Annotated in this window: 19 protein-coding genes and 1 pseudogene; 18 read left to right on the top strand and 2 right to left on the bottom strand. The window is 69.0% G+C overall.

The window, feature by feature from the left end; translation table 11 throughout:
- Positions 1-263 precede the first annotated feature (263 nt).
- The gene (locus AC08OT_RS08905) at positions 264-491 is read left to right on the top strand and encodes a hypothetical protein (RefSeq protein ID WP_476593151.1); all 228 of its coding nucleotides are present in this window, start codon (positions 264-266) and stop codon (positions 489-491) included.
- A 20-nt stretch (positions 492-511) separates the two neighbouring features.
- On the opposite strand, the gene AC08OT_RS08900 is transcribed toward AC08OT_RS08905, so the two are convergent.
- Positions 512-949, bottom strand: coding sequence for a hypothetical protein (locus AC08OT_RS08900; RefSeq protein ID WP_476593150.1), 438 nt, complete (start codon positions 947-949; stop codon positions 512-514).
- A gap of 740 nt (positions 950-1,689) precedes the next feature.
- On the opposite strand from AC08OT_RS08900, the gene nifV reads away from it, so the two are divergent.
- From nifV to AC08OT_RS08815, 17 genes and pseudogenes are all read left to right on the top strand, one after another.
- A complete protein-coding gene (gene nifV, locus AC08OT_RS08895; RefSeq protein ID WP_476593149.1) occupies positions 1,690-2,895 on the top strand; it encodes a homocitrate synthase in 1,206 nt (401 codons plus the stop codon).
- Positions 2,896-3,095: 200 nt separating this feature from the next.
- On the top strand, positions 3,096-3,959 hold the full coding sequence (nifH, locus tag AC08OT_RS08890; protein ID WP_476593153.1) for a nitrogenase iron protein: 864 nt from the start codon (positions 3,096-3,098) through the stop codon (positions 3,957-3,959).
- A 43-nt stretch (positions 3,960-4,002) separates the two neighbouring features.
- Positions 4,003-5,463, top strand: coding sequence for a nitrogenase molybdenum-iron protein alpha chain (gene nifD, locus AC08OT_RS08885; RefSeq protein WP_462186746.1), 1,461 nt, complete (start codon positions 4,003-4,005; stop codon positions 5,461-5,463).
- Between the two features lie 67 nt (positions 5,464-5,530).
- Entirely contained in the window at positions 5,531-7,087 is a 1,557-nt protein-coding gene (nifK, locus tag AC08OT_RS08880; protein ID WP_476593148.1) for a nitrogenase molybdenum-iron protein subunit beta, read from the top strand.
- A gap of 208 nt (positions 7,088-7,295) precedes the next feature.
- Positions 7,296-8,666 carry a nitrogenase iron-molybdenum cofactor biosynthesis protein NifE gene (gene nifE, locus AC08OT_RS08875; protein WP_476593147.1) on the top strand — a complete coding sequence of 457 codons (1,371 nt, stop codon included), beginning with the start codon at positions 7,296-7,298 and terminating at the stop codon, positions 8,664-8,666.
- Positions 8,666-10,312, top strand: a complete 1,647-nt coding sequence (locus AC08OT_RS08870; RefSeq protein ID WP_476593146.1) for a nitrogenase component 1 — start codon at positions 8,666-8,668, stop codon at positions 10,310-10,312. The genes nifE and AC08OT_RS08870 overlap by 1 nt, the downstream gene beginning before the upstream one ends.
- Positions 10,306-10,731, top strand: a pseudogene (gene nifX / locus AC08OT_RS08865) (nitrogen fixation protein NifX); the annotation flags it as partial. The gene AC08OT_RS08870 and the pseudogene nifX, both read left to right, overlap by 7 nt.
- 6 nt (positions 10,732-10,737) lie before the next feature.
- A complete protein-coding gene (locus tag AC08OT_RS08860; protein ID WP_476593152.1) occupies positions 10,738-11,181 on the top strand; it encodes a NifX-associated nitrogen fixation protein in 444 nt (147 codons plus the stop codon).
- Positions 11,171-11,407: a CCE_0567 family metalloprotein gene (locus AC08OT_RS08855; RefSeq protein ID WP_476593145.1), complete on the top strand. Its 237-nt coding sequence runs from the start codon at positions 11,171-11,173 to the stop codon at positions 11,405-11,407. The genes AC08OT_RS08860 and AC08OT_RS08855 overlap by 11 nt, the downstream gene beginning before the upstream one ends.
- Complete coding sequence (gene nifW, locus AC08OT_RS08850; protein ID WP_476593144.1) at positions 11,404-11,859, top strand: nitrogenase-stabilizing/protective protein NifW; 456 nt, start codon at positions 11,404-11,406, stop codon at positions 11,857-11,859. The genes AC08OT_RS08855 and nifW overlap by 4 nt, the downstream gene beginning before the upstream one ends.
- On the top strand, positions 11,856-12,224 hold the full coding sequence (locus tag AC08OT_RS08845) for a nitrogen fixation protein NifZ (RefSeq protein WP_476593143.1): 369 nt from the start codon (positions 11,856-11,858) through the stop codon (positions 12,222-12,224). The genes nifW and AC08OT_RS08845 overlap by 4 nt, the downstream gene beginning before the upstream one ends.
- On the top strand, positions 12,221-13,804 hold the full coding sequence (gene nifB / locus AC08OT_RS08840; protein ID WP_476593142.1) for a nitrogenase cofactor biosynthesis protein NifB: 1,584 nt from the start codon (positions 12,221-12,223) through the stop codon (positions 13,802-13,804). The genes AC08OT_RS08845 and nifB overlap by 4 nt, the downstream gene beginning before the upstream one ends.
- Positions 13,801-14,421 (top strand): iron-sulfur cluster assembly accessory protein, encoded by a 621-nt coding sequence (locus AC08OT_RS08835; RefSeq protein ID WP_476593141.1) that lies wholly within the window; start codon positions 13,801-13,803, stop codon positions 14,419-14,421. The genes nifB and AC08OT_RS08835 overlap by 4 nt, the downstream gene beginning before the upstream one ends.
- Before the next feature lie 47 nt (positions 14,422-14,468).
- The gene (locus tag AC08OT_RS08830) at positions 14,469-15,305 is read left to right on the top strand and encodes a HesA/MoeB/ThiF family protein (protein ID WP_476602709.1); all 837 of its coding nucleotides are present in this window, start codon (positions 14,469-14,471) and stop codon (positions 15,303-15,305) included.
- Positions 15,302-16,672: a cysteine desulfurase family protein gene (locus AC08OT_RS08825; protein ID WP_462186733.1), complete on the top strand. Its 1,371-nt coding sequence runs from the start codon at positions 15,302-15,304 to the stop codon at positions 16,670-16,672. The genes AC08OT_RS08830 and AC08OT_RS08825 overlap by 4 nt, the downstream gene beginning before the upstream one ends.
- 112 nt (positions 16,673-16,784) lie before the next feature.
- A complete protein-coding gene (locus AC08OT_RS08820) occupies positions 16,785-18,788 on the top strand; it encodes a 2-oxoacid:acceptor oxidoreductase subunit alpha (protein WP_476594396.1) in 2,004 nt (667 codons plus the stop codon).
- Complete coding sequence (locus AC08OT_RS08815; protein ID WP_476594397.1) at positions 18,785-19,861, top strand: 2-oxoacid:ferredoxin oxidoreductase subunit beta; 1,077 nt, start codon at positions 18,785-18,787, stop codon at positions 19,859-19,861. Before AC08OT_RS08820 ends, AC08OT_RS08815 begins: the two co-directional genes overlap by 4 nt.
- A 573-nt stretch (positions 19,862-20,434) precedes the next feature.
- Here AC08OT_RS08815 and AC08OT_RS08810 read toward each other — a convergent pair.
- Entirely contained in the window at positions 20,435-20,671 is a 237-nt protein-coding gene (locus tag AC08OT_RS08810; protein WP_476595516.1) for a 4Fe-4S dicluster domain-containing protein, read from the bottom strand.
- Positions 20,672-20,703 lie beyond the last annotated feature (32 nt).

The following is a 20,703-nucleotide window of genomic DNA, read 5'->3' as shown; positions in this document are numbered from 1 at the left end:
GCATTGAGGCCTGACTCCACCCCCGACGCCACGGCTACGGGACTCCGGAGCGGGTGGCTACCGAGGGCATCCACGCCTGTTCCGGGCGCTAAATGCAAATGCAGCGGAGTCCGGTGAAAGCGGGCGCTCAACAACAATGCGGGGCGCCGGGTAAATGCGGGGGCAGGCCGACAGTGCAGGTGCGTTCCGGCGAATGCAAGTGCGCTCCGCGAATGTGGGAGCCGTCCCGGCGATGCGGGACTCGATCGATGGTGCATCGTCTCATGGCGTTCAATGCCGAGCACAACGGCGAGTTCAACGCCGAAGACGGCGGGCGGCGTTGGAAAACGCCGCCCGCCGTCCCGGTCCGTGCCGCCAGCCACGACTGTCCGCCACGACATGGCCACTTCCACTGGGCGATGGCATGGGTGAAGCGGGACAGCGCCGTCGCCACGATGACGCTTTGTCGCCGTCGTTCCCACGCCGTGGTTCGCGGCCATGATCAAACGTAGGCGTGACGACCACCGGTCGCTTAATGCAGCGGGCGCATGCAGTCCCGGCAGCGGTCGTTCAGAATCGAGAGGAGCTCGACAGCCTTGAGTGAGGCGTCGCGCACCTTCGCGATGTCCTGCGAGGAGTTCAGCCTGATCAGCGCGGATTCAGCTCCGTCGGAGGCGCCCTCCCGGACCGCCTCGACGATCTCTGCCGCCGGTGTGCCGAACTGGAAGAGCAGAACCTCTTTGTCCTGGTAGGACGGTAGTTCCGTGGGCAGGTGCCCGAGACCGATGCCGGCGAGGTTCCGGCTCAGGATCTGCCGCACGTTGGTACCCAACCGGCCATAGCCGCCGATCTCCCGCAGTGTCCCCATGTTGATCCGGAAGACACCGTTGTTGCCTACTACGGTCGCACGCAGGTCCTCCCACGTCCCCGGCGGGTCGGACGGCACGCCGACCATCTGCGTGTCCGTCATCTCTACCATCCCGACTGGCAACCCAAGTGCTCCACGTATACGCGAACCGACACGCCCAGCTCCTTCCGCTCTCCATAGGAAAGCACTGCGTGCTGCCAGGTCGGCGTCGCCCGGCGTCGCCCGGCGGAAAATAACTGTTATCCATAAGATAACCGACTCTCCGGGTGAGGTCCACCCACGACGGACCTTGTCGGTTTCGAAAAAGTTAATCCTGATGATCGGGATCGCGCGGCGGCCGGGAAGCTGCCAACATGAATGTGAGTCATCTTGTTCATCCGCCGTGACCAGCATCGATAGCGCCGACATCTGTACGTAACACGGCAGGTACCTCGCTGAAACTCTTGTTCGAATGTTCCGATAACATCTCATCTGCACGGGGCGTTTGCTACCGTCATCTACACCGCTCCGGCGGATCGGGGGATCCCCGTAGTCGGGCGATCTTCCTGGCGTACCGTGTGCTCCGGACCACTTCGGCGGCGCGCCCGGAGCTATGTGGGCGGCGCCACGAGGGAAAGTTTCCAGGAAAATTTTAATTAAAGATTTTTCTTTGCGAATATCTTTCGGGGTATTTTTCTGGAGAAGCTTCCAGTCATCCAGACGGAATACCTGTTAACGCCGAAGTTACCGGGGTTTGCAGGGCTGAAATAAACGGCTCCTAGTGTTCTTCGTGTCGCCACCGGACAAACGGAGAACCACTGTTCGGGGCGAGCCCATGGCCTTCTGTTCTCGATCGACGGCTGGTGATGACAGTGCCCGGTCCCCGTTTTCCCAGCTCATCCACGCCTACGGTCGAGCCGGCCGCGCCGGTCAGGTTTTGCGACACCACCCTGCGCGACGGCGAGCAGGCGCCTGGGGTGGCATTCACCGCAGCCGAGAAACTTGCCATCGCCGCTGCTCTGGACGCCATCGGCGTACACCAGATCGAGGCCGGAATACCTGCCATGGGACCCGCCGAACGGGATGTCCTGCGGGAGATCCTCGCGACGCAGCCTCAGGCCGGCGTGGTGGCGTGGTGCCGGGCCGACCGCCGCGACATCGATGCCGCGCTGTCCTGCGGAATTGTCACTGCGCACCTAACCATTCCCGTCTCCGACCTGCATCTGAAGAGCAAGCTGGGCCGGGACCGGGGATGGGCGCGGCGCCGCATCCGCGACTGCGTCTTCGACGCGGCTGACCGCGGGCTGCGGTTTAGCGTCGGCCTGGAGGACGCCTCCCGCGCGGACGACAACTTCGTCATCGAGCTGGCCGGCGAGCTGCGCGAGTGGGGTGCCACCCGGATCCGCTGGGCCGACACGGTCGGTCTGCTGGACCCGGTCAGCGCCTACACCCGGCTCGGCCGGCTGGTCCAGGCGGTCCCGGGGGAGTGGGAGATCCACGCCCACGACGACTTCGGTCTGGCGACCGCGAACACCATCGCCGCGGTTCAGGCCGGATTCATCTGGGTTAGCACCACGGTGCTGGGTCTGGGGGAGCGGGCCGGCAACGCCCCGCTGGAGGAGGTGGCGATGGCCCTGCGGCACCTGTTGAAGGTGCCGGTGGACCTGGACACCACCTCGTTCCGCAGGCTCGCGCGGATGGTGGCCCGGGCCGCCTGCCGCCCGCTGCCGGTGGGCAAGGCGGTGGTCGGTGAGTCGGTGTTCGCGCACGAGTCGGGGATCCACGTCCACGGCGTGCTGCGACACCCGTCGACCTACGAGCCGTTCGACCCCGCCGAAGTAGGCGGGCAACGGCGGCTCGCGTTCGGGAAGCACAGCGGCCGGGCCTCGGTGCGTCACGCGCTGGCCCAGTACGGCATCACCGCCGACGACAGCGAGATCGAGCCGCTGCTTGAGCGGGTCCGGGCCACGGCGACCCAGACGAAGCGCGGCCTGCACGGCCGTGACTTCCAGGAACTTCTCGGGCGGGCCGAAGTGCCGGCCCCCCGGGTGGAGGCCCCGCCGTCCTAGGCCTGGTCCGGCAGGGACCGGACCCGGCTGGCAGACGCAACGGGGTCGATCAACAACTAACGGTTGTGCCGATGTCCTGGCCAAACCCGGCCGGCGGCACGACTCCAGCCCAGGGGCCCAGCGGCCCGACCTGCCCGATCGGCGTGGTCGTGGCACCGGTGCCCCCTGTGCTGGGCAACCGTTCCGAGGAGGAACACCGCATGCGCCAGATCGCGTTCTACGGCAAGGGTGGTATCGGCAAGTCCACCACCCAGCAGAACACCATGGCGGCGATGGCCGAGATGGGCAAGAAGATCATGATCGTTGGCTGCGACCCCAAGGCCGACTCGACCCGGCTCATCCTGCACTCCAAGGCCCAGACCTCCGTCATTCAGCTGGCCGCCGAGAAGGGCTCGGTCGAGGACCTAGAGCTCGACGAGGTCCTGGTCGAGGGCCAGTGGGGCATCAGGTGCGTCGAGTCCGGCGGCCCGGAGCCCGGTGTGGGCTGCGCCGGCCGCGGTGTCATCACCTCCATCAGCTACCTGGAGGAAGCCGGCGCCTACGAGGACCTCGACTTCGTCACCTACGACGTCCTCGGTGACGTCGTCTGCGGCGGGTTCGCGATGCCGATCCGCCAGGGCAAGGCGCAGGAGATCTACATTGTCACCTCCGGCGAGATGATGGCGATGTACGCGGCGAACAACATCGCCCGAGGCATCCTCAAGTACGCGCACTCCGGCGGTGTCCGGCTCGGCGGGCTCATCTGCAACAGCCGTAACACCGACCGCGAGGACGATCTGATCATCGAGCTCGCCCGCCGGCTCAACACCCAGATGATCCACTTCATCCCGCGTAACAACGTCGTGCAGCACGCCGAGCTGCGCCGGATGACGGTCATCGAGTACGACCCGAAGAACGAGCAGGCCGACCAGTATCGGCAGCTCGCCAAGAAGATCGTCGACAACGACATGAAGACCATCCCGACGCCGATCACCATGGACGAGCTCGAGGAGCTCCTCATCGATTTCGGGATCATGGAGCAGGAGGACGAGACCATCATCGGCAAGGCCGCCGCTGTCGCCTGACCCTGTCACCTGCTCCGACTCCGTCGAGGATGAGGTCCCGACCATGACGACGACGCCGGCACCTATCAAGGCCGAGACCGAGGCGATGATCGCCGAGGTGCTGTCGAACTACCCCGCGAAGACGGCCAAGTTCCGCGCCAAGCACCTCAAGGCCAACGACCCCGATGGGTCGAAGGAGTGCGAGGTCAAGTCCAACATCAAATCCCGCCCGGGGGTCATGACGATCCGCGGCTGCGCCTACGCCGGTTCCAAGGGCGTGGTGTGGGGCCCGGTCAAGGACATCGTCAACATCAGCCACGGCCCGGTCGGCTGTGGCCAGTACTCCTGGGCCACCCGGCGCAACTACGCCCGCGGCCCCTGGGGTGTGAACAACTTTGCCGCGATGCAGTTCACGACCGACTTCCAGGAGAAGGACATCGTCTTCGGCGGTGACCCGAAGCTAGAGACGGTCTGCGACGAGATCACCGAGCTGTTCCCGCTGGCCAAGGGGATCTCGGTCCAGTCCGAGTGCCCGATTGGTCTGATCGGTGATGACATCGAGGCGGTCTCCCGCAAGGCCTCGAAGAAGCTCGAGCTGCCAGTCGTCCCGGTGCGCTGCGAGGGGTTCCGCGGGGTCAGCCAGTCCCTCGGCCACCACATCGCCAACGACGCGGTCCGCGACCACGTGCTGGGCACCGGCGGGAACACCTTCAAGCAGACGCCGTATGACGTCGCGCTCATCGGCGACTACAACATCGGCGGCGACGCCTGGGCCTCCCGGAAGATCCTGGAGGAGATGGGCCTGCGGGTCATCGCCCAGTGGTCCGGTGACGGCACGATCAACGAGATGGCCTCGACGCACCTGTCGAAGCTGAACCTGATCCACTGCTACCGGTCGATGAACTACATCTGCACAACCATGGAGGAGCGCTACGGCACTCCGTGGACCGAGTTCAACTTCTTCGGTCCCACCAAGATCGTCGATTCGATGCGGAAGATCGCGGCTTTCTTCGACGACGAGATCAAGCAGAAGACCGAGGCGGCGATCGCCCGCTACCAGGTCCGATTCGACGAGATCACGAACGCCTTCCGGCCGCGCCTGGAAGGCAAGCGGGTCATGCTCGCGGTCGGCGGACTACGGCCCCGGCACACCATCGGTGCCTACGAGGACCTCGGCATGGAGGTCGTCGGCACCGGCTACGAGTTCGCGCACAAGGACGACTACACCCGTACCTACCCCGCTCTCGCGGAGGGCGTGGTCCTCTACGACGACCCGACGGCCTTCGAGCTGGAGGAGTTCGCCAAGCGGCTCAAGCCGGACCTGATGGGCGCGGGCGTCAAGGAGAAGTACGTCTTCCACAAGATGGGCGTCCCCTTCCGCCAGATGCACTCCTGGGACTACTCCGGGCCATACCACGGCGTGGACGGCTTCGCGGTCTTCGCCCGTGACATGGACATTGCGATCAACAGCCCGACCTGGGACCTCCTGGAGACCCCCTGGTCGAAGGCCGGAGAGGTGTTCTGACCAGCCGGTCCGGCTCCCGCCGGCGGTAGCCGGCAGTCATCAGCCACGGTAGAAGGGAGGATGTCCGGTGACGACGACTCCGGAAACAAACAGTTCCGTCCCGCTGCGGGTCCTCGACCACAGCGAGCTGTTCAAGGACGAGGTCTACCAGGAGCAGTTCGAGGGCAAGCGCGAGTTCGAGAACGGCAGCGACGCCGCCGAGGTAGCCCGGGTCCTGGAGTGGACCCGCGGCTGGGAGTACCGGGAGAAGAACTTCGCCCGGGAGGCGCTGACCGTCAACCCGGCCAAGGCGTGCCAGCCGCTCGGCGCGGTCCTGGCGGGCCTCGGCTTCGAGGGCACCATGCCCCTGGTGCACGGCTCGCAGGGCTGCGTCGCCTACTTCCGCAGCCACTTCGCCCGGCACTTCAAGGAGCCCGTCCCGGCGGCATCCTCGTCGATGACCGAAGACGCCGCCGTCTTCGGCGGGCTGAACAACCTGGTCGAGGCGCTCGAGAACGCGACCACCCTGTACAAGCCCAAGATGGTCGCGGTCAGCACCACCTGCATGGCCGAGGTGATCGGGGAGGATCTGTTCGCCTACATCGGCGCGGCGCGGGACAGGGGCGCGATCTCCGCCGACTACCCGGTGCCGTACGCGCACACGCCGAGCTTCGTGGGCTCACACCTCACCGGCTACGACAGCATGCTCAAGGGCATCCTGGACCTCCTGGGCAAGACGGCGGACGCCGACAAGGTCGAGTCCCCCGGGAAGCCCCGGCTGAACATCGTGCCCGGCTTCGAGACCTACGTCGGCAACCACCGCGAGTACCGCCGCATCCTCGAGCTGATGGGTGTCGACCCCCTGATCCTGGGCGACCACAGCAGCTCCCTGGACTCGCCGGCGACGGGTGAGTACGAGCTCTACCCAGGTGGTACCCCGCTCGCCGAGGCCGCCACAGCTCGGTTCAGCCGCGCTACCGTGATGCTTCAGGAGACCACCACCCGCAAGACGACGGAGTTCGTCCGGGACGGGTGGAAGCAGGAGACGGTGGTGCTCGAGACCCCCATCGGGGTGAAGAACACCGACCGCTTCCTGACCGAGGTGGCCCGCTTGGCGGAGGTCGAGATCCCGGCCGAGCTCACCGCCGAGCGTGGCCGCCTGGTGGACGCGCTCACCGACTCGCATGCCTATCTGCACGGCAAGCGGGTCGCCATCGCGGGTGACCCTGACCTCGTCATCGCGATGACCGGCTTCGCCCTCGAACTCGGGATGATCCCGGTCCACCTGCTGAGCACGAACGCCGACAACTCCTTCGCGCCCAGGCTGGAGAAGGTCCTCTCGACCAGCAAGTTCGGCGAGGAGGCGACCGTCTGGCCGGGCAAGGACCTCTGGCACCTGCGGTCGCTGGTCTTTACCGAGCCGGTCGACCTGCTCATCGGGAGCTCGTACCTGAAGTACATCTCCCGGGAGGCGAACGTGCCGCTGGTCCGGGTCGGTTTTCCGATCTTCGATCGGCACCACCTGCACCGCTTCCCGATCGTCGGCTACACCGGCGGTCTGTACCTGCTCACCCAGCTCGTCAACACGGTGCTCGACGAGCTGGACCGCACCAGCCCCGACCACAGCTTCGACGTCGTCCGCTGAGCGTCCGACCGGGCACAACTGTGGTCGGTCCGGCTCCCGGCCGGATCTGAACGTGGTCGGCCGGCCGCGCCCACCGCGCTCCCTGCGACCGGCCGACCACCCCGCCGTGGGGTCGATCGATCACCTCCCGGATCGATCGACCCCACGCCCCCGTCCCACCTCTTTCAAGAACCGTGCCCGTAGAACCGCGTCCTTCCGAGGATGGCCCATGGCAGCCACAGAACGCGTCGCGCTGTTCACCGAACCGGCCTGTAACCACAACAACGCCAAGACCACCAAGGCCCGCAAGGCGGGTTGTCCCAAACCCAAGCCCGGGGGCACTTCCGGAGGTTGTGCCTTCGACGGAGCCATGATCACCCTCGTCCCGATCGCCGACTGCGCTCACGTGGTCCACGGCCCGATCGGTTGCGCGGGCAACTCGTGGGACGGCCGGGGCAGCCTGTCGTCCGGGCCGGTGCTCTACCGGCACGGCTTCACCACCGACATGGCCGAGAACGACGTGGTGCTCGGGGGGGAACAGCGCCTGTTCGACACCATCCTGGAGGTCGTCGAGCGGCACTCGCCGCCAGCGGTCTTCGTCTATTCGACCTGCGTTACCGCGATGATCGGAGACGATCTTGACGCGGTGTGCGCGGCGGCCGCCGCCGAGTCCGGGGTGCCGGTGACCCCGATCCACTCGCCCGGGTTCGTTGGCAGCAAGAACCTCGGCAACCGGCTCGCCGGCCAGGCCCTGCTCGACCACGTGATCGGCACCGTCGAGCCGGAGCTCACCACCGACCGGGACGTCAACCTGATCGGTGAGTACAACATCGCCGGGGAGTTGTGGGACGTCCTGCCGCTGCTGTCCCGGCTGGGCCTCCGGGTGCAGGCGTGCATCAGCGGTGATGCCCGCTACCGTGACGTCGCCGCGGCCCATCGGGCCAGGGCGACGATGGTGGTCTGCTCGCGCGCGCTGCTCGGACTCGCCCGTGGCCTGCAGGAACGTTACGGGATCCCGTGGTTCGAGGGCAGCTTCTACGGCACCCGGGCGATGGGCGACACCCTGCGCGGCTTCGCCCGCCTGCTCGAGGACGACGAGCTCTCCCGCCGCACGGAGGAGCTCATCGCTGTCGAGGAGGCGGCCGTCGCCGTCGCACTTGAGCCGTACCGGCGCAGGCTCGCCGGGCGCAAGGCGGTGCTCTACACCGGCGGGGTCAAGAGCTGGTCGATCGTGTCCGCGCTGCAGGACCTCGGCATCGAGGTGGTCGGCAGCGGCATCACCAAGAGCTCCGACGGCGACGTGGACAAGATCCGCGAGCTGCTCGGCGACGCAAAGATGATCAAAGAGGGCAGTCCGCGCGAGCTGCTGCGGGTCGCCGAGCAGACCGGGGCGGACATCCTCGTCGCCGGCGGCCGCAACCAGTACACCGCGCTGAAGGGCCGGCTGCCGTTCCTCGATATCAACCAGGAGCGGCACATCCCCTACGCCGGCTACACCGGGATGGTCGAGCTCGCCCGGCGCCTCGACATGGCGATCGCGAGCCCGGTCTGGGAGCAGGTCAGCCGGCCCGCTCCCTGGGACCTGGTTGGAGCCCGCTGATGGCCGAGGTCGTGACCGGAGAGCGGCAGGCGGCGATCGACCCGCTCAAGCACAGCCAGCCGCTCGGGGGTGCGCTGGTCTTCCTGGGCCTCGCCGGCTCGCTGCCGATCATGCATGGTGCGCAGGGGTGCGCGTCGTTCGCCAAGGCCCTGCTCACCCGGCATTTCAACGAGCCGATCCCGCTGCAGACCACCGCGATCACCGAGGTGACCGCGGTCCTCGGCAGTGGTGAGGCGATGGTGGAGACGCTCGATGCCATCCGGAAGAAGCAGCGGCCGGAGATTATCGGCCTGCTCACCACAGGAATCACCGAGGTCAGCGGCGAAGACGTCGGCGGCCAGCTGCGCAAGTACCTCTCGGCCTGGGACGAGACCGACTCGAGCGGGTCGGAGGCGGGGGCGAACGACTCCGCCCCCGGCGGGGCCCCGCTGATCGTCGGGGTCTCCACCCCGGACTTCATCGGTGGGCTGTCCGACGGTTGGTCGGCCGCGTTGGAGGCGCTGGTCCGAGCGGTGGTGCCGGCAGAGCATTCCGAAACGGAGCCTTCCGAAGCGAAATATTTTACCGGGCGCACCGCCTTCATCGCGGCCAGCGCTCCCGTAACGCATCTCACTACCGCTGGGTCCGCCGAGGCTGCTGGGTCCGCCAGGTCTCTGGGGTCCGCCGCCCGGCGGGTGGCGGCGGCGGACGATGGCGATCTGGATCCGCGCCAGCTCGCAGTCTTGGTCGGCCCATCCCTGACGGCGGCCGACCTCGACGAGCTCGGTGAGCTGATTCGCGCGTTCGGGCTCAACCCGGTACTCGTCCCCGACCTGTCCGGATCGGTGGACGGGCACCTGGCCCCCGCCTGGCAGCCCACGACGACCGGCGGCACCGGGCTCGCGCGGCTGCGGGCCCTCGGTCGGTCGCGGGCCGTGCTCGTCGCGGGTGCGACCGCGGCGGCGGCCGGTGACCTGCTCGCCGCCCGGACCGGCGCCCGGATCTTCCGCCACCGTTATCTCAGCGGGCTGACGGAGATGGACGCCCTGGTCACCGAGCTGATCGAACTCACTGGAGCGTCCGCGCCGACCCGGGTCCGGCAGGCCCGGGCCCGGCTCGCCGACGGTCTGCTCGATACGCACTTCGTCCTCGGTGGCGCCCGGGTCGCGCTGGCAATGGAGCCGGAGACCCTGGTCGCCGTCGGTTCCCTGCTGCACGACGTCGGGGCCGAGGTTGTGGCGGCGGTGTCCCCGACCGGCGCGCCGGTCCTCGCGGACGCGCCCTGGGACGAGGTCGTCGTCGGCGATCTGACCGACCTCGCCGAACGGGCCCGGGCGGGCGGTGCGCACCTCGTCCTCGGTTCCAGCCATGCCCGCGAGGTCGCCGACCGGATCGGTGCCGCGCACCTGCCCGTCGGCTTCCCGATCTTCGATCGGCTCGGCGCGGCGCTGGCCGGTACCGCCGGGTACGCCGGAAGCCTGCGCCTGCTCATCGAAGCCGCGAATCGTCTACTCGATCACGAGCACGTGCACCGCCGTCCCGGGCGGAGGTTCTCCGTGCCCGGCGCGGATGGGCAACCCGCCCACCGGGCCGAGATCCCCACCCAGCCCGGCTCCGCGGGTGAACCCGATCAACTCGACAACCTGTTCCAGGAGTCTCCGTGTTGAAGATCGCCTTCGCGACCAGCGACGGCACCGCTGTGGATCAGCATTTCGGGTGGTGCCAACGGTTCGACGTGTACGAGGTCAGCCCCGAGGGATCCAGGTTCCTGGAGACCCGCGCGCTCGACGCGGCGCCGACGGACGAACAGGACAAGATCGAATCTAGGCTCGCCGCGGTCTCGGACTGCGCGATCCTCAACATCAGTGACATCGGCGGGACGGCCGCGGCGAAGGTGGTGAAGGCCCGGATTCACCCGGTGAAGGTGGTCAAGGGCACCGCCATCCCCGAGCTGCTCCGCCGCTACACCTCGACGCTGGCCGGCAATCCGCCGCCCTGGCTGCGCAAGGTGCTGCGGTCCCACGAGCCGCAGCCGGCGGCGACCTGGACCCGCGGCGGTGCCACGGCCCTGAAGCCCAAGGGAGACGGCGGCATGACCGCGAAGACCGGTTTCCTCGGCGACCTGGTCGACCAGCTGCGCGCCGGGGACACCTACGGCCAACTGGAACGGTTCTCCGACGAGGACCTGCTCCGCCCGTTCATCGTCACTCGGGAGCAGCGCCGCGAGATCGCGGTGAACTGCGACATCGACGCCGCCGTAGAGGGCCGGGTGCGCTCCTTTTACCAGGCGGTCGCGGCGGTCACCGAGAAGGCGACCGGGGCGTTCACCACCACCGTGCTCGACCTCAGTCACGAGGGGTTCGGGCGCGTGATCATTTGTGCCGGGCGGCTCGTCGTCCTCTCCGACGCGCTGCGGGACGTGCAGCGGTTCGGCTTCGGCTCCATGGACGAGCTCTCCGCCCGGGGCGAGTCGCTGGTGACCGGTGCGACCAAGCAGATCGAACGATGGAACGAGGTGGCCCGCGATGACTCCTGACGCCCAAGCCGCCGACACCCCGGCCGGGGGCGCCCCGGCCGACACCGAGCTGCGGCTGCGCAAGCTTCGTAGCCGGGCCTCCCATCTCAAGCTCGACCTGCACGACCTCGCCGAGGACCTCCCGATCGGCTGGGAGGGCCTGCTCGACGTCGCCCGCCGGACCTACGACGCCTATGCGGAGATCGCCCTCCTCGAGGGCCTGCTCGAGAAGGAGACATCGCGATGAGCGTGAGCACGGCCGCCGGCCAGCTAGCGGACTTCCGCCGCTGTTCCACCGCCGAGGAGTACTTCACCCTGCTGGACGTCGACTACGACCCGCGGGTCCTGGCCGTCAACCGGCTGCACATCCTCCGGTACTTCGCCAACCAGCTGGTCGAGTTGCACAACACCCGGACCGAGGTCGGGAACCCGGTGGAGCTGCTGCGGGAGTACCGCGACGCGCTTGTCCGCTCCTACCAGGCCTTCACCGCAGCCTCCGCCCTGGACCATCGCCTGTTCAAGGTGCTGCAGGACCACGCGCCGCAGGAGTCGTTCGTGCCCGCGTCGTCGATCACCGTCGAGCGGCTGGCCCCGACGGTGCCCCAGCCGTCGGCGCCGTCCGACCCGGTGGAGCCGTCCCAGTCCGCCTGGCCGCACCACGCCGCCACGTCCGCCGACTACCTGGGTGGAACCCGATGAACAGTACCTACGACGTCGGCGACATCGTGGTCGCCGTCAAGGCATTGCGTAACGACGGCACGTACCCGGACCCGGCGATCGCTGTCGGTGAGATCCTCGTCGAGGCCGGCACCCGTGGCCAGGTCATCAACGTCGGCCTCTACCTGCAGGAACACATCGTGTACGCGGTGGCGTTCGACCACGGCCGCATCGTCGGCGCGCTGGAACGTGAGCTCGTCTCCCCCGAGCAGTGGCAGCAGGCGGCGGCTGTCGCCGCCGGCACCGCCGCACCCGCCGCGGCGACCACCGCGACCACCGCGACCTCCTCTGCGACCGCTCCGGCGACCGGCACGGCGACCGCCCGGGGGAAGGAAGGGCGGTCGTGAAGGCAACCCCCGTCAGCCTGCCGCTGCTGCCCACCGACCTGGCAGGCGAGATCCCCCGGCAGGCCACCGAGCTGGCGCCCGACACCGCCGCCGGCTGCGCGAGCAAGTCCAGCTGTGGCACCAGCACTCCGGTGCGGGACCCGGAGATTGCGGAGAAGATCGCCAACCATCCCTGTTACAGCGCCGAGGCCCACCAGTACTACGCCCGGATGCACGTGGCGGTCGCCCCGGGTTGCAACATCCAGTGCAACTACTGCAACCGCAAGTTCGATTGCGCCAACGAGAGCCGTCCCGGCGTCACCAGCACCCTGCTGTCCCCCGAGGACGCCCTCGCCAAGGTCAAGCTGGTGGCCAGCGAGATCAAGCAGATGAGCGTGCTGGGGATCGCCGGTCCCGGCGACCCACTGGCGAACCCGAAGCCGACCTTCCGGACGATGGAACTGGTGGCCCGGGACTGCCCGGACATCAAGCTCTGCCTGTCCACCAACGGGCTGACCCTGCCGGACCACGTCGACCGCATCGCCGAGCTGAACGTCGACCACGTCACCATCACGATCAACATGATCGTCCCCGAGGCCGGGGAGCGGATCTACCCGTGGATCGCCTTCCGCGGCAAGCGGTACACCGGCCGGGAGGCGTCCCGGATCCTCTCCGAGCGCCAGCTCGAGGGCCTGGCGATGCTCACCGAGCGGAAGATCCTCTGCAAGGTCAACTCGGTGATGATCCCCGGGGTCAACGATGACCATCTCGTCGAGGTCTCCCGGAAGGTCAAGGAGCTCGGTGCCTTCCTGCACAACGTGATGCCGCTGGTGTCGGCGCCCGAGCACGGCACCCACTTCGGCCTGACCGGGCAGCGCGGCCCCACCCCGCAGGAGCTCAAGGCGCTGCAGGACCGCTGCGAGCAGGACGACGGCGCCGAGATGAACATGATGCGGCACTGCCGGCAGTGCCGCGCCGACGCCGTCGGCCTGCTCGGTGAGGACCGGGGTGAGGAGTTCACCCCCGAGGCGTTCCGTGGCCGTGAGATCGACTACGACCTCGAAGGCCGTCGGCAGACGCACAGCGAGATCGAACGGTGGCGCTCCGAGGTTGCTGCCACCCGGGGAGCGCTGAACATCTCGACCGGCGCGGTCATTCCCTCCGGCCCGGGCGCATCCCCCGATGAGGGCACCCCGGCCGGGGCCCGCCCGGGGAACGCCCGCCCGGAGGACGTCGTGCTCGTCGCTGTCGCGACCAAGGGCAGCGGCGTGGTGAACCAGCACTTCGGTCACGCGACCGAGTTCTGGATCTACGAGGGGGGTCCGGGCTGGGCCCGGCTCGTGCAGACCCGCGACGTGGACCGCTACTGCAACGGCCCGTCGGACTGCGACGAGGACGCCTCCAAGCTCGACAAGACGGTCGCGATGCTGTCCGACTGCGCGGCGGTGTTGTGCAGCAAGATCGGCATCGGGCCGCGCGAGGCGCTCGAGAACGCCGGGATCGAACCGGTGGAGCTCTACGACCTGATCGAGAAGGCGGTGGCCGAGGTCGGCTCCCGCCTTGTTGCACATCGTGCCGAAGCGGAGGTTGCCGTCCGATGAGCGCCACCACCCCCACCGTCGAACTGACCGACCGGGCCGTGAAGCAGGTCCGTCACCTGCTCGCCTCGACTCCCGGCACGAGCGGGTTCAGCCTGCGGATCGGCGTCGACCCCGGTGGCTGCGCCGGCTTCATCTACAACCTGGCGCTCGTCCCCGGCGCTGAGGCCGAGGACGTCGTCGTCGGCCAGGACGGCTTCGACGTCGTCGTCCACTCGTCGATGGTTCACCTGCTGCGCGGGCTGCGCGTGGACTACACCGAGACGCTGACCTCCTCCGGGTTCACCTTCCATAACCCGAACGCGACCAGCTCCTGCGGCTGCGGGACGTCCTTCGGTGCCTCGGACTCCACCGAGCGCACCGCCGCGGACGCCCGCCTGCGCGAGCAGGTCGAAGAGATCATGGAGGAGATCCGGCCCTTCCTGCGGGGAGACGGCGGGGACGCCGAGGTCATCGCGACCCTCGCCGGCAACGGCGAGCCCGGGACGGCGGAGGTGCACCTGCGCCTTACCGGAGCCTGCGGCGGGTGCTCCAGCGCCACCGCGACCCTGACCGGCGTCATCGAGAGCCGGTTGAAGGAGGTCCTGCCCGAGATCGGCCGGGTCGCGCTGGTGTCCTGACAGCGCACTACTTGATCACCTGTTCGGCCTAACCCGGGGAGCGCCCGATGGTCACCGCCCGATTCCGTTCCCACCCGCGTCTTCTGGGGTCCATCTGTGCCGGGCCGCCGGCACCGTACCCATCCCGTCGGCAGGCGCCGTCCGTCTTCGACCCGCATCGACGGTACGAGCGGCAGTTGGGTATCCCGGGCTTCGGAGTGTCCGCTCAGCGGCGGCTCAGCGGCGCGACCGTCCTGGTGGCGGGGGTAGGCGGGGTCGGCGGAGCGGCGGCGACCTACCTGGCCGCCGCCGGCATCGGCCGGCTGATCCTGGTCCATCCGGGCGTTCTGGAGGAGCCGGACCTCAACCGGCAGACCCTGATGCGGCCCGACCGGGTGGGCGACGCCCGGGTGGTGTGCGCGGCCGACACCCTGCGCGCACACCACCCGGGTGTCGAGATCGTCGCCCTGGACCGGGATCTGACCGATCCCAGCCTGCCCCGTCTGATCGCCGAGGCGGACGTGGTGGTCGACGCCCGGCACAACTTCCCCGAGCGGTATCTGCTCAACCGGCTGTGCCTGGCGACGCAGGTCCCCCTGGTCGTCGCCGCGATGAACGCCACCGAGGCGTATCTGCTGGTGGTCCGGCCGGGTTCGCCCTGCCTGCGGTGTGTGTTCCCGGAGGGGGACCCGTCCTGGGAGCCCCTCGGTTTCCCGGTGCTCGGCGCGGTCGCCGGAACGGTGGGCTGCCTGGCGGCGACCGAGGCGTTGAAGATCGCCGGTGGATTCGCCGAGCCGGCGGTCGGCCGGCTGATCCACCTCGATCTGTGGGACACGGACCTGCGGACGCCGCGGACGCGGCGCGATCCCGCCTGCGTGGACTGCGGCTCTGGAGGCGCATCGTGATCTATCTTGACTACAACGCGACGACCCCGGTCGACCCGGAGGTCGTCCGGGCGATGCTGCCGTTGCTGCGGGACCACTTCGCGAATCCGGCCAGCTCGCACCCGGCCGGGCAGGCCGTCGCCCGGCTCGTCGAAGGAGCCCGGCGGGACGTGGCGAACCTCGCCGGCGCCCAGCCGCGTGACGTCATCTTCACCAGCGGGGCGACCGAGGCGGCCAACCTGGCGATCGCCGGGGTCCTGGCCACCGCCCCGCCGTCCTGCCGCCGCGTGCTCGTCGGAGCGACCGAGCATCGGGCGGTCCTCGCCGCGGCGGAGGCCGCGGCGCGGGTGCACGGGGCGATCGTGCAGACCATCCGGGTTCATCCCGACGGCACGATCGACCTCAACCACCTGCGCGCGCTGCTGCAACCGGTATGGGACGGTTCCGCCGTCGCGGGGGGCTCCGCGATCGCGGGGAACGGGGGGGTCCTCGGGGCCTCCGTCTCGAAGGTCGCCCTGGTGGCGGCGATGACGGCGAACAACGAGACCGGGACGCTGAACGACCCGCGGCCCATCGCCGAGCTCGCCCACGGGGCGGGGGCGTTCTACCTCGCCGACATCACCCAGACGCTGGGCCGGATGCCGGTTTCGGTCGCGGATGCCGGCATCGACCTCGCCGTCGCGTCCGCGCACAAGCTCTACGGGCCCAAGGGCACCGGCGCGCTGATCGCCGGCCGGCACGCCCGGTCGCAGCTGGCACCGCTGATCCACGGCGGCGGGCAGGAACGGGGCCTGCGCGCCGGCACGGTCAACACCGCCGGGGTGGTCGGCTTCGGCGCCGCGGCGCGGATTGCCGCCGCGGTGATGGAGGACGAGGCCCCGCGGCAGCGGGCCCAGACCGAGCTGCTGCACGATCTGCTCGTCGAGTGGCTCGGCGTCGATGCCGTCGAGCTCAACGGGCCGAGTGAGCGCGGCGGGGGCCGCGAATGCCGGCTGCCGAACACCATCAACCTGCGGTTTGTCGGTGCCGACGCCGACGCCGTCCAGGCCTGTCTGCCGGACGTGGCGGTGTCCGCGGGCTCCGCCTGTCACGGTGGCGGCGCCGAGCCGTCCCATGTGCTCACCGCGATGGGCCGGTCGACCACGGCGGCCATGGAGAGCCTGCGGTTCAGCGTGGGCCGGTTCACCACCGTCGACCAGATCCACGCCGCCGCCGCCGCGGTGGCTCGCGCGGTGCTGCGCGTGCGTGCCCTGGAGCAGAACCGATCGAACGATCTCTTCGACGGCCCCACCACCGAGTTCCGGGTGCAGGAGATCCCCACCGACCGGGTGTTCTCGCGGGCCCTGCGCATGCCCGAGGTGCCCGCCCCCCGATCCGCCTATCCCTGACCCGTTCCCCGCGCTTCCCTGACCCCGCTTCCGCGCTGTCAGCGTTGCCACGCGCGGTCCCGCTCGCCCGGCGCGGGCGTGCGTAGCCGAGAAGTTGAGATGAGGTTTCGCCATGCCAACCGAACAGTTGTCCGAACGACCCGACCCGGGGGTCACGCAACTGGAACACGTGGTGATCCGTTTTGCCGGTGACTCCGGCGACGGGATGCAGCTCACCGGTGACCGGTTCGGCGCCCAGGCCGCCGCGGGCGGCAACGACGTGGCGACGCTGCCGAACTACCCGGCGGAGATCCGGGCGCCAGCCGGAACCGTGGCCGGGGTGTCGAGCTACCAGCTCCACATCGCCGACCACGACATCAGGACCCCGGGCGACCGGCCCGACGTTCTGGTCGCCATGAACCCCGCGGCGCTCAAGGCGAACATCGCCGAGCTGCGTCCCGGCGGGGTCCTGATCGTGGACACCGACGCGTTCACGGTGATGGGCCTGGAAAAGGCCGGTTACGAGGCCGATCCCCTGACCAACGGGTCGCTGGACGCCTACCACGTGCACGCGATCAACCTCACCGGTCTCGCCGCCACGGCCGTCGCTGAGTTCAACCTGAAGCGCAAGGACGCTGCCCGGACGAAGAACATGTTCGCGCTCGGCCTGGTGTCCTGGATGTTCAGCCAGCCCATCGAGGACACGATCGCCTACCTGCAGAAGCGGTTCGCCGCGAAGCCGGACGTGCAGGCCGCGAACATCGCCGCGCTGCGGGCCGGGTGGATCTACGGCGACACCACCGAGGCCTTCGCGCTCGCCTACGAGGTGAAGCCGGCCAAGCTGCCCGCCGGCACCTACCGGCACATGAAGGGCAACAAGGCGATCGCCTACGGCCTGGTCGCCGCCGCGCAGCAGGCCGGGATGCCGCTGTTCCTCGGCGCCTACCCGATCACTCCCGCCTCCGACATCCTGCACGAACTGAGCGCGCTCGCATCCTTCGACGTGCGCTCCTTCCAGGCCGAGGACGAGATCGCCGCCATCGGCTCCGCGATCGGCGCGGCCTTCGCCGGGATGCTCGGCGTGACCGTGACCTCCGGTCCCGGGATGGCCCTGAAGACCGAGGCCCTCGGTCTTGCGGTGATCATGGAGTTGCCGCTCGTCGTCGTCAACGTGCAGCGCGGCGGGCCGTCGACCGGTCTGCCGACCAAGACCGAGCAGTCCGACCTGCTCCAGGCCCTGTACGGCAGGCACGGCGAGGCGCCGCTGCCGGTGATCGCGGCGCGTTCGCCCGCGGACGGCTTCGACGCCGCGCTGGAGGCGGCCCGGATCGCGCTGGCCTACCGCACCCCGGTCATCCTGCTGTCCGACGCCTACGTCGCCAACGGCAGCGAGCCGTGGCGGGTGCCCGAGACGGCGGAGCTGCCCAGCATCGGGATCGATCTCGCCACCGGCCCGAACGGGATGGACGAGGCCGGTAACCCGATCTTCCTGCCGTACGCGCGGGACCCGATCACGCTGGCCCGCCCGCTGGCGATCCCGGGTACCCCGGGGCTCACACACCGCATCGGTGGTCTGGAGAAGGCCGAGCTGACCGGCGCGGTCTCCTACGACCCCGACAACCACGACCTGCTGGTCCGCACCCGACAGTCCAAGATCGATCACATCGACGTGCCGCTCCTGGAAGTCGATGATCCCAGTGGGTCGCCCGGATCCGGCGCCGATGTGCTGGTGATCGGATGGGGCTCGACGTGGGGGCCGATCGGTGAAGCCTGCCGCCAGGTGCGGCGCGACGGTATGAAGGTCGCCCAGGCGCACCTGCGCCATCTCGCCCCGCTGCCGGCGAACCTGGCCTCGGTGCTGTCGGAGTACCACACCGTGCTCGTCCCCGAGATGAACCTCGGGCAGCTCGCCGGACTCCTGCGCCGAGAATGCCTGATCGATACCGTCGGCTACAACCAGACCCGCGGCATGCCGTTCCGGGTGGCCGAGCTCACCTCCGTCATCAGCCGGATCATCCAGGGCATCGACGAGGAGCCGTCGGCGGAGGCGGCCTCGAAGCCGGTCGGGGACGTGAGCGCCCGGTTGAACGCACACCTTGGTTCGAAGCTCGGCACGGCCGGGGGGGCAGGACGATGATCTCGCTGAATGATGGATCCGGAGAACCGTCGGGTGACTCGGCGGGACGGCCGGCGCTGACCGTGCAGGACTACATGACCGGCAACGAGGTCCGCTGGTGCCCCGGCTGCGGGGACCACGCCATCCTCTCGACGATGCGGGGTCTGCTGCCGGCCCTCGGCGTCCCGCCTGAGAACATCGTGATCGTGTCCGGCATCGGGTGCTCCTCGCGGTTCCCCTACTACCTCGACACCTACGGCATCCACTCGATCCACGGCCGGGCGCCGTCCTTTGCGACCGGAGTCTCGATCAACCGGCCGGACCTGGCGGTGTGGGTCGTAACCGGTGATGGCGACGCGCTGTCGATCGGCGGTAACCACCTTATCCACGCGCTGCGTCGCAACGTGAACCTCAAGATCATGTTGTTCAACAACCAGATCTACGGTTTGACGAAAGGTCAGCACTCGCCGACCTCCAGGATCGGCACGATCAGCCCGTCGAGCCCCCACGGGTCGCTCGACAACCCGTTCGACCCGGTTGCGCTCGCGCTCGGCGCCGGCGCGACGTTCGTCGCCCGCACGATCGACTCGGACCGTCGCCACCTCACCGCCACCCTCACCGCCGCCGCGGCGCACCAGGGAACGGCGCTGGTGGAGATCCGGCAAGGCTGCCCCACGTTCAACGCGATTCCCCGTCAGCCGAAGCGGTCCGATGCCGGCGCCGCCGGGGTCGCCGGGGCGAAGGGCGAGCAGGGGCCGATCCGGCTCTCGCCCGGTATGCCGGTGGTCTTCGGCGTGGACGAGCAGTACGCCGTGATCCGCGACCCGGCCACCGGGGAGCTGGCCGTCGGGCACAGCGGTGACTCCCGCGTCGTGGTGCACGATCCGACGGTGGAGAACTCGACCTACGCTTACGCCCTAGCCCAGCTGGCGCGGGCGGAGTTTCCGGAGCCGCCGATCGGCGTCTATCGGTCGGTCTCGCATCCCGTGTTCGACCAGCTGTTCCAGGAGAGGCTGGCGACCGTCCGGCCCGGCGGCCTAGGCGACCTGCGGACGTTGCTCCAAGGTGCCGACTCCTGGACGGTGGCCGGGTAGGTCGCCGCCGGGTGACCTACGGCTGGGATGAGACCTACGGCTGAGGCGAACCGGACCGATGGGCGGTCGCCGGGTGGACGCTCGGGGGCGAGGGGATCAGGCCTGTCAGGGCTGGCCTGATCCCCTCAGGGGATTCCGCGTTACTGTGCCCGGCTCGGCCTCGGCCCGGAGTGATCCCGGTTCCGGGCCCATGTGGTTTCCGTCATGGTCTCCGGCCTCATGGTGATGACGGCCTCCTGGTGATGACGCCTGCACGCCGTTTTCCGGGATTTTTGTCACGCCGCTTTCTCGTCAATCGGCATTCCGCGGCGGGTCATCTGGTCAACGGCACGACCGGTCGGCATTACCCGTCGGGAAACCCGTCGAGACACGTCGATTCAGGCGCGGTACGGGGAACGCCGGGAACGTCTCCAGCCGACTCCGGCCCCGAACTCTGCTTCGACCCCGGCCCCTGATTCGGCCCCGAAATGTAGAGGGCCGGTGCCCGGACGGGATGGGTCCTGGGCACCGGCCGTAGGCCGGCGGTCTCGCTGACGCCGTGGCCGCGTCAGCCTTCGCCGGCGGCTTGTCTCGTTAGCGTCTGTAGGACGCGACGAAAGCGGTGTCCGCCCTGATCGGGCCGATCTTGCCGGCGCCGCCCGGATTACCGATCGGAGCATCCCGACCAGACAGGATAGCGGTGAAGAACCGGGCTTCGTCCGTAATGAACTCGGCCTCGCTCGCCGGCACGATCCGGGTACTCTTGATCGCGTCGACCGGGCAGGCCGACTCGCAGGCTCCGCAGTCGATGCACTCATCCGGGATCGTCATTAAATAAGTTGATCATTTGATCTGTGTTTGGG

This window comes from Frankia sp. CgJB1 (assembly GCF_977947065.1).
The sequence above is the reverse complement of the archived record's forward strand: the minus strand, read 5'-3'. Positions and strand labels throughout refer to the sequence as shown.